This window comes from Paenibacillus sp. FSL W8-0194, assembly GCF_037969745.1.
Classification (GTDB): domain Bacteria; phylum Bacillota; class Bacilli; order Paenibacillales; family Paenibacillaceae; genus Paenibacillus_AQ; species Paenibacillus_AQ cookii.
In genome coordinates this window covers 3,110,569-3,126,459 of the sequence record NZ_CP150205.1, presented here as the reverse complement: position 1 = coordinate 3,126,459, position 15,891 = coordinate 3,110,569, and the positions used below count along the sequence as shown (strand labels likewise).

13 protein-coding genes are annotated in these 15,891 nt (G+C 54.2%); 10 read left to right on the top strand and 3 right to left on the bottom strand.

From position 1 onward, the window contains the following. Window positions 1–9 precede the first annotated feature (9 nt). The 9 genes from MKY58_RS14100 (at window position 10) to MKY58_RS14060 (ending at window position 10,238) form a co-directional block, all read left to right on the top strand. Window positions 10–837: a sugar phosphate isomerase/epimerase family protein gene (locus tag MKY58_RS14100; protein ID WP_339320836.1), complete on the top strand. Its 828-nt coding sequence runs from the start codon at window positions 10–12 to the stop codon at window positions 835–837. 255 nt (window positions 838–1,092) lie between these two features. Next, the gene (locus tag MKY58_RS14095) at window positions 1,093–3,399 is read left to right on the top strand and encodes an Ig-like domain-containing protein (protein ID WP_339320835.1); all 2,307 of its coding nucleotides are present in this window, start codon (window positions 1,093–1,095) and stop codon (window positions 3,397–3,399) included. Between the two features lie 117 nt (window positions 3,400–3,516). Then, window positions 3,517–4,605 carry a stalk domain-containing protein gene (locus MKY58_RS14090; RefSeq protein WP_339320834.1) on the top strand — a complete coding sequence of 363 codons (1,089 nt, stop codon included), beginning with the start codon at window positions 3,517–3,519 and terminating at the stop codon, window positions 4,603–4,605. A 172-nt stretch (window positions 4,606–4,777) separates the two neighbouring features. After that, window positions 4,778–6,730 carry an acyltransferase family protein gene (locus MKY58_RS14085; protein ID WP_339320833.1) on the top strand — a complete coding sequence of 651 codons (1,953 nt, stop codon included), beginning with the start codon at window positions 4,778–4,780 and terminating at the stop codon, window positions 6,728–6,730. A 115-nt stretch (window positions 6,731–6,845) separates the two neighbouring features. Further along, window positions 6,846–7,358, top strand: a complete 513-nt coding sequence (locus MKY58_RS14080) for a sigma-70 family RNA polymerase sigma factor (RefSeq protein WP_339320832.1) — start codon at window positions 6,846–6,848, stop codon at window positions 7,356–7,358. Next, window positions 7,355–8,242 carry a DUF3298 domain-containing protein gene (locus tag MKY58_RS14075; protein WP_339320831.1) on the top strand — a complete coding sequence of 296 codons (888 nt, stop codon included), beginning with the start codon at window positions 7,355–7,357 and terminating at the stop codon, window positions 8,240–8,242. Before MKY58_RS14080 ends, MKY58_RS14075 begins: the two co-directional genes overlap by 4 nt. A gap of 150 nt (window positions 8,243–8,392) precedes the next feature. Continuing rightward, window positions 8,393–8,875: an Rrf2 family transcriptional regulator gene (locus MKY58_RS14070; RefSeq protein ID WP_036713701.1), complete on the top strand. Its 483-nt coding sequence runs from the start codon at window positions 8,393–8,395 to the stop codon at window positions 8,873–8,875. A gap of 79 nt (window positions 8,876–8,954) precedes the next feature. Next, entirely contained in the window at window positions 8,955–9,191 is a 237-nt protein-coding gene (locus tag MKY58_RS14065; RefSeq protein WP_339320830.1) for a DUF896 domain-containing protein, read from the top strand. 18 nt (window positions 9,192–9,209) lie between these two features. Next, on the top strand, window positions 9,210–10,238 hold the full coding sequence (locus tag MKY58_RS14060; RefSeq protein WP_339320829.1) for an LLM class flavin-dependent oxidoreductase: 1,029 nt from the start codon (window positions 9,210–9,212) through the stop codon (window positions 10,236–10,238). A 55-nt stretch (window positions 10,239–10,293) separates the two neighbouring features. On the opposite strand, the gene MKY58_RS14055 is transcribed toward MKY58_RS14060, so the two are convergent. Both MKY58_RS14055 and MKY58_RS14050 read right to left on the bottom strand, forming a co-directional pair. Further along, window positions 10,294–11,391 carry a hypothetical protein gene (locus tag MKY58_RS14055; RefSeq protein WP_339320828.1) on the bottom strand — a complete coding sequence of 366 codons (1,098 nt, stop codon included), beginning with the start codon at window positions 11,389–11,391 and terminating at the stop codon, window positions 10,294–10,296. A 12-nt stretch (window positions 11,392–11,403) separates the two neighbouring features. Next, the gene (locus tag MKY58_RS14050) at window positions 11,404–12,477 is read right to left on the bottom strand and encodes an SPFH domain-containing protein (RefSeq protein WP_339320827.1); all 1,074 of its coding nucleotides are present in this window, start codon (window positions 12,475–12,477) and stop codon (window positions 11,404–11,406) included. A gap of 234 nt (window positions 12,478–12,711) precedes the next feature. Here MKY58_RS14050 and MKY58_RS14045 point away from each other — a divergent pair, with 234 nt between their 5' ends. Beyond that, window positions 12,712–15,303 carry a beta-N-acetylglucosaminidase domain-containing protein gene (locus tag MKY58_RS14045; protein ID WP_339320826.1) on the top strand — a complete coding sequence of 864 codons (2,592 nt, stop codon included), beginning with the start codon at window positions 12,712–12,714 and terminating at the stop codon, window positions 15,301–15,303. A 76-nt stretch (window positions 15,304–15,379) separates the two neighbouring features. Here MKY58_RS14045 and MKY58_RS14040 read toward each other — a convergent pair whose 3' ends face one another. Further along, window positions 15,380–15,727, bottom strand: a complete 348-nt coding sequence (locus MKY58_RS14040; protein WP_339320825.1) for a VOC family protein — start codon at window positions 15,725–15,727, stop codon at window positions 15,380–15,382. Window positions 15,728–15,891 lie beyond the last annotated feature (164 nt).

The window sequence follows — 15,891 nt, the reverse complement described above, 5'->3', positions numbered from 1 at the left end:
CGTATAGGCATGCCGTTTTTATCGTTGACGACTTGGAGCTTGCACCGGAATTTGGGCCCGCTCCGCTGGACGTATTGGGATGAGGAGGCTAAAACGCAAGGCACCGCGATGGATGAGCAGCCGCAAACGATCTCGCTGCTGGAGTTGCCTGCTTTGCTCCGCGAGAACGGTTTTCAGGCGATGGAGCTTTGCCATTTCCATCTTCCGGAGACAAGCACCGCTTACCTTGATAAGCTTCGCGAATCTATCGTTCGGTCGGGCATCCGTTTGTACACTTTGCTGGCCGATTACGGAGATCTCACGAACCCGGACGAACGGCGCAGGGAAGCCGATATGGAATGGATGAAAAAGTGGATCGACGTCGCCTCTGCCCTTGGCGCCGAACGGATTCGCATTATCGCGGGCGATGCGGATCCGGCCGACGGGGAGGCCGTCCGGCTGGCGGCGGCGCAGCTGAAGCGCCTGATCCGATACGCCTCGGATAAGCAGGTCCGAATCGTTACCGAGAATTTTCATGATTTGGCTTCCACGGCGGCAAATTGCATATCCTTGCTTGACATTTGTGGCGAAGAGCTTGGATTGACAACGGATTTCGGCAATTTCGCCGGAGAAGGCAAGCTTGCGGAGTTAGGGGCCACGATCCCGCGAAGCGAATCCATTCATGCGAAAGCGATCACGGATGGCCAGGGCAGACCGGACGAGGAGGAATTCAAGAAATGCATGGATCTGGTCAGAAGCAGCGGTTATGAGGGCCCGATTACATTGGTGTACGATGGGCCGGGCGACATGTGGGAAGGCATCAACCGGGTAAAAGCATTAGTCCAGGAATATTTATAGGGAAGCTTGTCCGGGATTTTGCCCGAGCTTCGTGCTTTGGAAATATTCAACGTCTAAGTGTATTTGCGAAAAGGTGCGGGACTTGATGTTCCGCTCCTTATTTTTTTGTCGGATCCGGTTCTAACGGAGCGTCGGCCAAAATAAGAAAAAGTAAGCGCTTTATTCTGCGGCAAATGCCTTAAACGCAACCACGCACGCTGGCTTCAGTTGCCGTCTCAACGCCGTTTGCATTATGGGAAAAGGAGTGAGGAACTTATGGCAGCCGAGCAGGAACGAGGAGCGATCCGGACCCGTAAAAAAGGGTTGGCCAAACTCGGAATTTGTCTGGTTTTGTTGGTGTTTCTGGCACTCTCCTGCATTCCCCCTTCGTCGGCAACGGCCGCTGCGCAGATTTCGATCGACCCTCCCGGCGCCGGCGGACCGTTAGGCCCTGGAATCACCCGTTTGACGGGAACGTACAGCGGCGTATATGACATCGAAATCGCGATGAACGGCGATTCGATCGCAAGCGCCCATATGGAAGGAGAGGAGGCGGGCACCTGGTATGCGGATATCGACCTTTCGAAGCATGACGGTACGATCGAACTCGCGGCAAGAGGCAAGGACGTAGCAACCCGCTACATGGTATGGTCTCCGTTCCTGCTAATCGGAGTGGACAATCCGCAGGCGAACGTTCCGCGGGTCGAGGTGATCAGTCCCAGGGAGCAGGAGTTAGCCGAGGGCGAAATTGCCGTTGATGTCGGGGTTACCGGCAAAAATGCTATCGCGCGCGTTCAGGTAAGGATCAATGGCGGGGAGTGGGAGGATGCCAATCCGTCCCTAAGGGGATATTCGCTGGTTTGGGATACCCGGTCCGTGTCCGGCCGGGTGAATAGCTTGGAAGCGAGGGCAGAAGACGTAAACGGAAACATCGGGTTCAGCCCGACCGTATACGTCAAAGCCGGGGGTTCCGCGGAAATGGAACAAGACGCGTCTTCTACGGTAACCCAAGACGTATACAGCCAAGACCGGGCATTATGGATATGGGAAAACGAGTCCTATCCGCTCATATTGAACCCGGGCGCAAGGACGGTATTGGATGCGATGTCGACCGATACGGACACGTTCGGCCAAGACCCGATCCGAACCTGGTATGTGGCCGTAGGCAATTATAACGGCATTCGCATGCTGGAAGACAAACGCGCGGAAGTCCGCCAATTTATCGGGTGGGCGCATGAACGCGGTTATCGGGTTCAGGCTTTGATTGCCGGCGGCACGACCCCTCCGTATTTCGGGGCTTATGAAAGGTATCGGGAGAAGGCGGTAGCCGAGTTCGAACAGATCTTGAATTACAACTTGTCCTCCGACGAGCATGAACGGTTCGATGGGGTCAACATCGATACCGAGCCGTACAGCTTGCCTGATTTCAAAAGCAGTAAACCTTCGGTACAGGTGCAATACTTGGATATGCTCCAAGCGTTGATGGACCGTAAAACAGCCTCGGGCCTGTCCCTGCATGTCGGGGCGGCCATTCCCCGCTGGTTCGATACTTCCGCGGATGCTACGGATATAGATTGGAAGGGTAATTTGAAACCGCTTTCCGAACATGTGCAGGATACGCTGGATTACATCTCCATCATGGACTATCGCGATCAGGCTGAAGGAACGGCCGGGATCATCGAACATGCGCGGGGCGAAATCGAGTATGCCAATAAGATCGGGAAACCGTATTCCGTCGTGATCGGCGTGGAAACGAAAGACATCGCCGACGGCGGAGATCCCGAAACGATCAGCTTTAGCGAGGAAGGAAGGCAGCATATGGAGGCGGAGCTGGAGAAGGTGTACGCTGCTTTTGCAGGGAATCCGGCTTTCGGGGGTATCGCCGTGCACCATTATGATTCGCTTCGGAGGCTTCCTTCCGTCTGGGGACCCGAGGCGGTCTTTTGGCAGGCGCCGCCGGATACCGAGCCGCCCACGGCCGTTTCGGGAGGGCCGAAGGCAGCCGTGTTCGACTATCAGCGCATCGACCTAGCCTATGGTCCGGCCGCGGATAACGCCGCCGTTCAGGAGTACCGCATTTACCGGGGCACCAGCACGAACTTTCCGCTGGACGCAGCGCATTTGGCTGGCGTGTCCACCAAACTCAGCTTCCGGGACGTTGGCCTGCTGCCCGACACGAAATACGTATATCGAATCACGGCCGTGGACGCTTCCGGCAACGAAGGACCGCCAAGCGACCCGATCAAAGCGAAAACGGAACATACTTCCTTAAAACCGTTGATCGTGTCCGGCATGGAGCTGCAATATGACGGTTCTAAAGCGGTCGTTTCCCTGCAGGTGGCGGATTTGAAAACCGGGGAGGCGATCGGCGGCGCAAAAGTATCCGGAAGATTCATCTACATGGCGGGAAAATACGTCAACGGCACGGCTGCCGCCACGGGTTCCTTTAGCGCAAGCTCGGAAAACGTGTCGTCCCCGTCGGGGGAGATCGGTTTTGCTCCAAGACGCATTACGGCCCCGGGATATTATTGGGCCCAGGCCTATGATCGGAAGGGAGACGCGTCCGTCCGCTGGGGAGATTGAAAACGTCGCGAGACGTTTTTTTTATTTTGTTCCAAACTTTTTGCCTCTTCTCCTTCGTCCTAGCCCATGAGTGCGAGTAAAAGACACTTTGAATAGAGAGATGGAGGACAAAAGGATATGAAAAAGAAAACGATCAAACAAATTGCGTTAACCGCGGCAGGATGTGCGGCTATGCTAGGCATCAGCGCGGCGGGTTTGCCGGTCCATGCCATGGCTTCCGTGCAAGCCCCTGCCCCGGCAGCGGTTAACATGAAAACGGGAGTCCCGGCAGCGAAAGGCGTAAAGGTACAGGAGAAAACATTGAAGTCGGCAAACGGGAATTTGAAGGCTCACATCCAAGTGCCCCAACTCTCCGGGATGCTGGACCGGCGCTATCAGGATGAAATGAACGACATCATTTTGTCGCATGCCCAAAAAGATTTGGCGAACTGGGAGAAAAGTGCCGCAGATGCGGCCGCGAAAGCGAAATCGGCTCATCTCGAATACCGTCCGTACGAGCTGTATATGACCTACAGCCTGAAGTCTGACGGCACCGGAACCCCGGCCGGCATCATTTCGTTGGTGGTGACTACCGAAGGGTTCACGGGAGGAACCAGCATGCCGCGGATCGATACGTACAACGTGAAAAATGCTGCCGCAGCCGAGCGGGTGACGCTCTCCGACCTGCTGGGGGACGATTACAAGGCGAAACTTGATGCCGACATTCTTGCGCAGATGAAAAAAGATCCCGATAAATACTTCCTGGAGGATTACAAAGGAACGATCGAGGAGCAAACCTTCTATATTGAAAACGGCGAGCTGGTCGTCGTGTTCCCGAAATACAGCATTGGGCCGGGGGATATCGGCTCGCCGGAGTTTCGATTCGACTTGAAAGGAAAAACAGGCTTGAAAACAAAACCGGAAGCGGCCCGGAAACTGGACTTGAAAAAGACCGCAAAATATAAAAATGCTCACGGCATCGAGATGGTGGCTTTGCGTGACGCAGCTTGGCAATTGGGATACGAACTCCAATGGAATCCGTCCGCCAAAACGGCCGAGCTGAGAAAAGGGGCACAATTTACGCGCGTAACCGTGGGCCAAAACGCGTACTTTTTCGCCAAAACGGCTCCAAAAGCATTAAACGCCGCGCCCGTGCTTCAGCAAAACAAGCTTTACGTTCCTCTTCAATTCGTATCCGAAATTCTGAAAGCGGAAATTCAGCGGTAACTTCTCAAACCCCCGTCCAATCGTTACAAAAACAAAAGGCATTCCGACGGCAACTCTGTTCGGGATGCCTTTTTTATCATTTAATGGATGTTCCAGTTAATTCCACCAACTTTTCGCATATGTCCCGGCGTCCTGTCTATGAACAACAAATGAAAGGTTAGGATGAATGGCTATGATCGACAACATGAAGGTGAACAGCAACCGACAACCACGGGGTTGGATGCCCCGAAGATCTCCCGAGGGCAAGCGGTATATGCCCGGACTCGACGGATTACGGGCATTTTCCGTCATCGCCGTTATGGCCTATCATTGGAACGCCAAATGGGCGCAGGGCGGATTTATCGGCGTCGGGATCTTTTTCGTCATCTCGGGTTATCACATTTCGGATCAAATCATCCAGCAATGGCAAAGCCGGGGCAGGCTGAATCTCATCGATTTTTGGATCCGCAGGGCCCGCAGACTGCTGCCTGCGATGCTTGCCATGCTGGGGTTCGTCGCTTTATGGCTGTTATGCATCGAGCCCGGGAGACTGCAAGGCTTAAAGGGAGCTTTTTTATCCTCCGTATTTTATGCGAATAATTGGTGGCTCATCTTTCATAAAGTATCGTACTTCGAAAGTTTCGGCCCGCCTTCGCCGATCGGGCATCTTTGGTCGCTGGCCATCGAAGAGCAGTTTTATCTGGCGTGGCCGCTGCTGCTGATTGCAGGTATGCACATCTTTCCCCGGCGCGGCAAACTGGCGCTCATGATTGCGGCATTGGCCGGCGTTTCCGCACTGGCTATGTTCGGCATTTACACACCGGGCGAGGACCCGAGCCGGGTTTATTACGGAACGGATACCCGGGCTTTTGCGCTCCTGATGGGGGCTGCCCTGGCCGTGATTTGGCCAAGCCGGAAGCTGAGCGACAGAGTGCCGGCAGGAGCCCGCGTCATGCTGGACATCGCCGGTGTTCTGGGACTCGTCGCGCTAGCGGTACTCATCTACCGGACGGGCGAATATGACGATTTCCTGTACCGGGGAGGGTTGCTTGGCATAGCGGCCCTTTCCGCGGCCGTCATCGCGGTCCTGGCGCATCCTGCAAGCCGGATCGGCCAAGCGATGGGCTGCAAGCCTTTGCGCTGGATCGGGGTCCGATCTTACAGCCTCTATATTTGGCATTTTCCCGTCATTATATTAACGACTCCCGAGGTCGATACGGGAGGAGCCAACGCCCTTCGCATCTTGTTCCAGCTGTTTTTGAGCTTTTTTCTGGCGGCATGTTCCTATCAATATATCGAAGAACCACTGCGCAGAGGAGGATTCCATATGAAACGAAATCAACCGTCTTTTGCCCGGAAACGGCGTTTACGTCCCGTCATGTTATGCGTTATCGTCCCGGCGGTTTTGGTAGCGGCGGCCTGGGGCCGTTTTGCCCTGAATACACACGAGCCGGCCGCGCATCTGGTCGCAGCGGATGGGGCGCCGGCCGAACAGGTTCAACCCCATGAGGAATCGGCGTCCGAAAATGAAAATGAACACCCGGTTGACGCTCAGATTGCGGACCGCCCTTCACAGGATGCATCGTCGTCCCAAGTCAACGAAGAACAGTCTGCTGAACTCCAGCCGCCGGAAAAGGCAGAAAACCCGGCAGAGAGCGCTTCGCAACCTTCCGGCCAAGGCATTACCGCAATCGGGGATTCGGTCATGCTGGACGCGGCGCCTTTTCTGGAAAAAAAGCTTCCCGGCATCGTCGTGGATGGCAAAGTAGGGCGGCAGATGCGCCAGGCCGCTGATGTTGTCGCCCGATTAAAAGAACAGGGGCGGCTCGGGGACCGGATCATTATCGAGCTCGGCACCAACGGGCCTTTTAGCAAAAAGCAACTGCGCTCCCTGCTGCAATCGCTTGGAGAGGACAAGCAGATCCTGCTGGTGAATACGCGCGTCCCTCGGAAATGGCAGGATGCCGTCAATGCGGATATTGCAGAAGTTTCCAATGAATTCGGGAACGTGACGGTAGTAGACTGGTATTCGGCAAGCGAAGGCAAGGACGATTATTTCTACCGCGACGGCGTGCATTTGAAACGAAGCGGTGCGTCGTTTTACGCTTCCATGCTTACGGAGGCCGTTCTGGCGCGGAAAAAATAATTTTTTTCGCAACCGCCAAACTTTTTGCGCCCCTTCGTACGTCTTGCTTCTGTAAAGCGGGGACGGGGATCACGTCCTTCCCCGCCAGCGACCAAACAGAGAAGGGTAATATGACATGTTGAACAGGAAAATGGAAAAGCTGCTGACGCGATGCATTAAAGAGCATAAGGAAAATGTGTACAGGCTCGCGTACAGTTACGTGAAAAATAAAGAGGATGCGCTCGATATCGTGCAGGATTCGATTTATAAAGCGATGACCCATATCGACGGACTGAAGGATCCGGAAGCGGTCAAAAGCTGGTTTTACCGCATCGTGGTCAATACCGCGCTCGATTTTCTCCGCAGGAACAAAAAGGTACGGACGATGGATCACGAAACGATCGAAATGCATGTTTCCGGTGCGGAAGACGATTATACGAATTTCGATTTGACACGGACGCTGGAAGAGCTTCCCGAGAAATACCGAAGCGTGATCGTGCTGCGATATTTTGAAGACATGAAAATCGAAGAAGTGGCCGCCGTGCTGGGCGAAAACGTGAACACGGTCAAAACGAGGCTGTATCAGGCGCTCCGGGTCATGCGGATCAAGATGGATGACGAACCCTCAAAGGAGATCAAACAAAGATGAACAAACATATGGAACATTTGCGAAAAGAGTACGACGACATCCCGATTCCGGACGAGCTGGACATGATCGTGGATCGGGCCATCAATACATCCTTGCGAAGCCACAAGCAAAAACGCGTGAAATATCGATGGATTGCCAGCGCTTGCGCCGCGGCGCTGCTTTTCCTGGTCACGATTAATGCCAGTCCCGCCGTCGCGAACGCTTTATCGGCCATCCCGGGCATGGACCGGGTCATCCAAGTGTTGACGCTGAAACAATACGTGGTTGAAGAAAAAAACTACGGCGCGAATATCAAAGTACCCGCCGTGACGAATCTGGACAATAAGGCGCTGGAGAGCGGGCTGAACGAAAAATACATGAAGGAAAACAAAGCGCTCTTCGACAAGTTCCAAACCGAAATCGAGGCATTGAAGAAACAAGGCGGCGGCCACCTGAACGTCGATGCCGGCTACGAAATCAAAACCGATACGGACGAAATCCTGTCCATCGAGCGTTATGTCGTCGAAAGCGCGGGCTCCTCTTCCGAGCAATTGAAGCTGGACACCATCGACAAAAAGAACCAGATCCTCATCACGCTGCCGATGCTGTTCAAGGACGATCAGTATATCCGGCTGATCAGCGACAATATTAAAGAACAGATGAAGTCGCAGATGAAGGACAATCCGGACAAATTTTATTGGGTGCACGGCGCTTCCGATGTCCTGCCGACGGATGAATTCAAAGCGATCAAAAAGGATCAGAACTTCTACATCAATAAAAACGGCAAACTTGTCATCGTCTTCGACAAATACGAAGTAGCTCCGGGATATATGGGTTCCGTGGAATTCGAGATTCCGACCGAGGCCATTGCAAATGACTTGGTCAGCCGTAATTACATCAAATAGCGATACAGACCGGCATGGGGAGTTTCCCCCGTGCCGGTTTTTGGGTCGTGCAGGGATGACGGGGTTGATTTACACGGTGGATCGTATATAATGTATAAAGCGGATAAACAATATCCATGTTATACAAGATGAGGCAAGGTGACTTTATTCATGCACATGAAAACGGGCGTTGAGCAATCCGTCTATGCCATATTACTGCTGAATATGCTGCCGGACAAAGCGGTGCTTCCCGGAGAGGCGATCAGCCAACAGCTTGGCGTTTCGGCGACCTATTTCCAAAAATTGCTGCGCAAGCTCGTCAGCGCCGATCTGATCGCTTCCGTGCCCGGAATCAAAGGCGGGTTCAAGCTGAAGAAACGGATCGAAGAGATTCGAATTTACGACGTATATCTTGCGATCGAGGGACAGCAGACGCTTTATTCCTCGAGCGGGATTTTGTGCGACATGCTTGAACTGAGGGAAGAGGACCGCTGCTGCTTGTTGTCCGATCTGATGGAAGAGGCCGAAAATGCCTGGAAATCGGTTCTGAAGAAAAAAACCGTAGCGGATTTGGCCGAAGAGATGAAGGCGGAACGTTTTGCGGGCAAACTAGAATCGCTAAAGGCATGGGTGCAGGATACCATGGTCATTTAAGAAAGCTATACGCGAATAAAAATAATAATGCAAAAGGACATCCAAGGATCCCGGCTGCGAAAAGAAAGAAGGAATGCAAATGATACCGACGTTGGCGCGCATTAACGAGTTGGCCAAAAAAGAACGCGAGGTCGGCTTAACGAACGCGGAGCGCGTGGAACAGCAGGTGCTTCGCGAAGACTATTTGCGCGAAATCCGCGGGCAGGTGCTCAAATCCTTTGAAGGGATCACGATCGTGGATCCGGAAGGCAACGACGTGACCCCCGAAAAGGTAAGGCAGCACCAAGTCAACGAATTGCGCAAGCTTCTCCATTAATGAATCGAGGTGAAGAACATGGATTCAGCACGTGTTCAAAGCAAAAAGCTAAACGACATCACGTACTCCGTTTTGGACCTGGCCCCGGTAACCGTGGGCAGCACGGCGTCGGAGGCGTTCAAAAACACGATGAGCCTCGCCCAGCATGCGGAAGCCTGGGGATATCACCGTTACTGGCTGGCCGAACATCATAACATGCCGGGGATCGGCAGCTCCGCAACTTCGGTCGTCATCGGCTATGTGGCGGGCGGAACCGAAAAGATCCGCGTGGGGTCGGGAGGCATTATGCTGCCCAACCATGCGCCGCTTGTCATCGCCGAACAGTTCGGCACGCTGGAAGCGATGTATCCAGGCCGGATCGACCTCGGGCTCGGCAGAGCTCCGGGAACCGACCAGGTAACCGCCATGGCGCTGCGCCGCGATGTGCGCGCCGACGGCTCGGAATTCCCCGAGCAATTGGAGCAGCTGCGGGCATATTTTGACCCGAATTCCAGATACAAACGCGTAAGGGCATTTCCGGGGGAAGGGCAGAAGGTGCCGATTTGGCTGCTCGGCTCGAGCGGATTCAGTTCCGCGCTCGCCGCAAAGCTGGGATTGCCGTTTTCGTTCGCGAGCCATTTTTCGCCCGAATATACGATCCCTGCGCTGACGCAATACCGCGAGCGGTTCCAGCCATCGGAGGATTTGGAGCGGCCGCACGCGATGGTCGGCGTCAATGTGTTCGCGGCGGATACGACGGAGGAAGCGGAGTTTATCGCCACTTCGTTCCAGCAGCAATTTTTAAGCATGATCCGGAATACGCCGGGACAGCTGCCGCCTCCGGTCAAATCGATGGACGGCTTATGGACCGAACAGGAAAAATATATCGTCATGAGCAGGCTCACGACCGCGATCATCGGCAATCCCGATCAGGTCAAACGCCAGCTGCAGGCGTTCCTCGACGAAACCCAGGCGGATGAAATGATCATCAACTCGGCCATTTACGATCACAAGGCCCGTCTGCGTTCGTACGAAATCGTGGCGGAAATCACGGGCATGAAGCCATAAACCGAAAAGACCGGCGCGGGATGTTTCCCGCTGACCGGTCTTTTTTTTATATTGATTAAGATTGATTGAAATACCAAATGATGCCCGCGGCAATGGCTGCGCAAAAGAGGATAAAAAACGTAATTTTCCATCCGCTGCGCGGCACTTTGCCGCTGACGCTGCCGGTCTCGCCGTTTACCATGTAATGGTAAGTTTTATTCTTGAACGTATACGTTGCATTCCACAAAGGCAGCAAAATATGTTTGTACGTTTGGTCATAATACCCCGTGTCGATCTCCAAATTCCGGATTTCGTCACCGCCGATTTTGCTTTTGATCCGGCTTTCGAGCTCTTGGTCGATCCGGTATCTCGCCTCCGACCACCCGTCGCGCAGGGAAACGTTATATCGTTCGGCCACGAAGCCGCTCAAAAATTCGGGTTTGTACGGCAACAGATCCTCAAGGCTGAAATCGTCGAACCGTTCGATGATCCTGTCGTCATGGCGGCTGGAAGCAGGGATAAGCACGTCGTTGAAAAATTGGCTGTACGAACCGCTGGTCGAATGCCACACGGTATAACGAACCTGCTCCTCATACGTTTCCGTTTTACCGTCCACGGTTCGCGTCCGCGTTTCGGTCCGGTAATGGTGGGTCCCGACTTCAGCCTCGTAATCGGAATGCGTTTGGGCGTCAAAGGTCCAGAAGGGCACGTAAATTCCTGTCACGTTGGAGTAGGTATGCTGCCTTTTGAACGCGTTCGGCACAAACCACTTTTTCTTTTTCCATTTCAGGAACAACTCGTTGGCTTTTTCCTTCGTGATATGGAAGGGGATGATGGATTCGGGCCGGATGCTGTCGTCGCTGCCCTGGGGCAGCACCTTGGGAGAACCGCAAAACGCGCATGTGAGCGCCGTCTGCTGAACCGGAATCAGTGTCTCGGCGCCGCAGCTTTCGCATTTGATGATCTGCTGCTCCGTTCCCCAGTCCCTTAAGTCTTCATCGTTTTCGTCCGAAAAATCCAGCTCGTATTCGACGGGCTCCTCATATTCTTCAGGAAGATCGATCGGCGCCAGCTGCCCGCAATACGTGCATTTCATCTGCTGGCTTTCGGCATCGAACACCATCTGCGCGCCGCATCCTGAACATGGGAAACGAATCGGTGCTTCTACCGTCATCTTCGTCCTCCTTTACGCCTTCGTGCCGCAATTCGGGCAAAATTTCATGCCGGGTTCAAGCGCGCCGCCGCATTCCGTGCAAAATTTCTTTTCGGGTCTCGGCGTGCCGCATTCCGGACAAAACTTCTCGCTCGGTTTCAGCCCGTGCCCGCAGGAACCGCAAGGCTCCGACGTTTCCGCGGCGGAAGGGGCCGGCGGGGCCGACGGAGACGGAGCGGCGGGTCCGGGAGTCATGTTCATCGTCTGGCCGAAGATTTGGCCCATCGCCATGCCGGCACCAAGGCCCGCGCCGGTTCCGGCAAGCCCGCCGTCCGGATTGTTTGCCGCTTCCCGAAGCGACTCGGCTGCCTGGAACTTCATGTATTGGTCCAAATTGCCGGCAATATTCATGGAAGACTTGCGGTCGATCATCTTTTCGACCTCTTCCGGGAGGGAGATGTTTTCGATGAAAAATCCCGAGAGCGACAGCCCCATGCCGTTGAATATCGGCTCAAGCTTGGTTTGGGCGGCGGCGCTCAGCTCGTCGTAATGAAGCGCGATATCCATGATCGGGATTTTGGCTTCGCCGATCAGGTCGGTAAGGCCGGAAACGATGACCGATTTCAGGTACCCTCCGATCTGGTCGGCCGTAAAAGACGATTGGGCACCGAAAATTTCCTTCAGAAACAACGCCGGATCCTGCACGCGGAATGCATAGCTTCCGAAACCGCGCATGCGGATGGCGCCGAATTCCGGATCGCGCATCATGATCGGGTTGGTGGTGCCCCATTTTTGGTCGGTGAAGTTCCGGGTATTCACAAAATAGACGTCGGCCTTAAACGGCGAGTTAAATGCGTATTTCCAGGATTTTAATGCCGTCAGAACCGGCATGTTCTCCGTGCTGAGTATGTATCTGCCAGGACCGAAAACGTCGGCGATTTGCCCCTCGTTCAGGAAGATGGCGGCTTGGGACTCGCGAACCGTGAGCTGGGCGCCCATTTTGATCGCTTTGTCGTATACCGGAAACTGATGAACGATTTCATTGGTGTTGTCGGTCCATTCAATGACTTCAATAAACTGGCCGCGAATAAAAGAAAACAATCCCATTCTTTAGGTCCTCCATTTCGGCTTCTTCAATCTTCTTCCATTCATTATACGTGAAAATAGCTGAGCCGTCCCAAGAAAATGGGATTTTGTCCCGAATTATGGTGAATGGTGCCAATACAAGGGGCTTTAGGCGGAACATGAAGATGAAAATCTACCGTTTAACCGGTAGCGTTTGCAAGAAAGAGATTGCTATAATAGATATGATGAATATATAAGAAGCTGGGGGAGCACATCATGACGAAAAATGCTAGCAACGTTTCGAAACCATTGTACGAGCTGTATCCCGTTCCTCAATCGGTCGTTTCCTCGGGAGGGGAAGCGGTTTTGACGAAAGAAGTGCATATCGCCGTATTATCCGGGCTGAAGGAATCGACGCTGCCTAAATTGCAAAAAGCGTTAAGCGACCAAGGATTTACATATTCCGTATCCGACGGGCTGAAAGACGGGCAAACGCAAATCGTTTTGGCCGAAAAAAGCCAGGCCGGCCGGCTGTCAGCCACGGAGTACGCTTCCGATGTTCTCCCTGAACGCAAAGAAGCTTATGCCCTGTGCATCGGCGAAAAGGAGGGCTGCGGACAAATCGCGGTCGTCGGCAGCGACGCCGACGGCATTCATTACGGCGTCGTGACGCTGCTGCAAATGCTGGAGCAGTCGGACAACCGCCGCCTGAAAACCTGCCGGATCGTCGATTATCCGGAGATTTTGTACCGGGGATATATTGAAGGTTTTTACGGCTATCCATGGAGCCATGAGGACCGGATGGACCTGATGGAATTCGGCGGGCGTCAGAAGCTGAACTCTTATATTTACGCGCCGAAGGACGACCCGTATCATCGCAAGCATTGGCGGGACCTTTATCCGGAAGAGAAAGCGAAGGAAATCGCCGAACTTGCCGCGGCGGGACATGCCAACAACTTGAATTTCGTGTGGACCATCCATCCCGGGGATTCGATCGACCTTTCTTCGGAAGATGATTTCCGGTCCGCGATCGCGAAGCTGGAGCAGCTGTACGCTTTGGGCGTGCGTCAATTCGGCGTCTTGTTCGACGATCTGGTCGGGGCTGCGGACGGCAAGCAGCAGGCGGAATTCATCAACCGGATCGACGGCGAATTCGTGAAACCGAAAGGCGACGTGCGGCCTTTGCTGACCGTCGGAACCCGGTATTGCGAAGCGTGGGGACCTTCCATGACGGAGTATTTCAAACCGCTCGTCGAAACGCTGCATGACGACGTCGAAATTATGTGGACGGGAGCGGCCACGATGTCCAACATTTCGAAGGAGCAGTATGACGCGCCGAAACGCCGGATCGGATCCGACCGCAACCTGTCCGTATGGTGGAATTATCCGGTCAACGACTATTGCGATTCGAAAATTTTGATGGGCAAAATCGAAAACCTGAGCCCCGACCTGGATAACGTCAACGGTTTTTTTGCCAATCCGATGAACCAGGCGCAAGCTTCCAAGCAGGCGCTGTTCTGCATTGCCGATCACAACTGGAATACGGACGCCTTTGATCCGGAACGCAGCTTTTCCGCATCATTTAAAGCGCTAGCTCCCGAGGTGGCGGAGGATTTGGAAATTTTCGCGTCCAACAGCTGCCACCTGAAAGACGACGGCGGCGCGAGCGGGGATTTTTATTTTGACGAGTCCTGGGACGCAAAAAAAGACATCGCCGATTTGCGCGAAGGCTTCAAAAGCGGGCGGGACATTTCCGGGCCTGCGTCGGCGCTGCTTGCCCGGTTCGAGCGCATGGAACAAGCGGCGGACCGGATCCGGGAGAAGTGCCTCAACCGGAATCTGGTGGAAGAGTTGGATCCGTTCCTGCGCGCGTTCAAGCTGATGGCGCAAGCGGGACAACATGCCATTCACGCGGCGAACGCCATGCGGCGCGGGGATTTGATCGGCATGGAGCAGCATAACGAGGCGGCCTCCAAACGGCTGGCTGCCATGGACGAATGCAAAGTGAACCGATTGAAGGAGGAAAAACCGTTCGACTTCGCCGTGGATGTGGGAACCCTTGCCATCAAGCCGTTTATTTCGGACATGATCGTGCAAACGGCGGTCCAAGCGGGAACGGAGCAGCCTGTTCCGGAGCTTGGGTACGACCGGAAAAACATCGCTTTATCGTCATTGGGCGTTACGGCCAGCGCATCCAGCAGCGCGAACGAAAACGAAAATGCGTCGAAAACGATCGACGGCACCATCTCAAGCGGCAAATGGTGTTCGACCGAGGTCCGGCCGCATTTGACGATCGACCTGAAAGAGCCGAAGACGATCAAGCAGTATCGCATCATCAATTGCGGACATCCGGAGGCCAGGGAGTCGAAATACTGGAACACGAAACATGCCCGGATTTTGGTCAGCCTAGACGGCGAAAGTTTCACGCTCATCGACGAAATGACGGATAACCGGGCCGACGAAATCAATCGCATTTTGCCTCAGGACGTCCAGGCGCGGTATGTACGGCTTCAGATCATCGAACCTACCCAGATGAGCATCGAAGGAAGCGGACATACCCGGATTTACGGCTTCGAGTTGTTTGACGAGCGTTATCCGGAAATGTCCGAGAAGGTGCCGACGTCCGACATTCGTCTGGAAGCGTCGGGGAACGTGGTAATCGAGCGCGTGAAAAAAGGCGACGTCATTGCGCTGTTCGCATCGTTGCAGGCCGAAGCGCCGATTGCGGTATCGAAGCCGGCCGAAGCGGATGGGGAACGGATCGTATTCGAAGGCATTCCGCTTCCACAGTACGGCAACCGCATTTATGTCGAACGGACCAGCGGACTTCTGCTGCCTAGCGTCAGAACGTCGAAGGGGCTCGCGTGATATAGGAAAAAGCACTCTCTCCGCATCCGGCAAGGATGCAGGGAGAGTGCTTTTTTCGTTTGCGGATGCAGGGTCATCAGTGCTCCAAAATATTCAACAGCCGGCCGAAGGGATCGCGGACATAAAATCTTCGGACCCCCCATGGTTCATCCGCCGGTCCGTATTCGATCCGGAACCCGCCCTCCTGCATGCGCCGGCAGGCTTCATCGACGTCATCGACTTCAATCGAAAGATCCGGGACAGGGGTGCCGGACCCGCCTTCGGAAGCAAAGCTGACTTGGGGCCTCATGGTTTCCTCAGTTCCGTATGTCGCGATCCAGCCATGATCCATCAATAGTTCCATTCCGAGAATATCTTGATAAAAACGTTTGGCTTCCGCAACATCCGTTGCCTCAATATTCGTGACGATCCGTTTTACTTTCATGCCGAGCGCCTCCTATCGATTTTATTCCCGATCTTACGGTCAATGACAACCTCGGCTTCCCATTCTGTGCCCCATTTTCCGGATCGAACGACCAAGTTGCCGGACGCGGGTTGTTCAGCGTCAACTTAATGCTTATGCAAATACCGTCCGAAATCCGTTCGAGC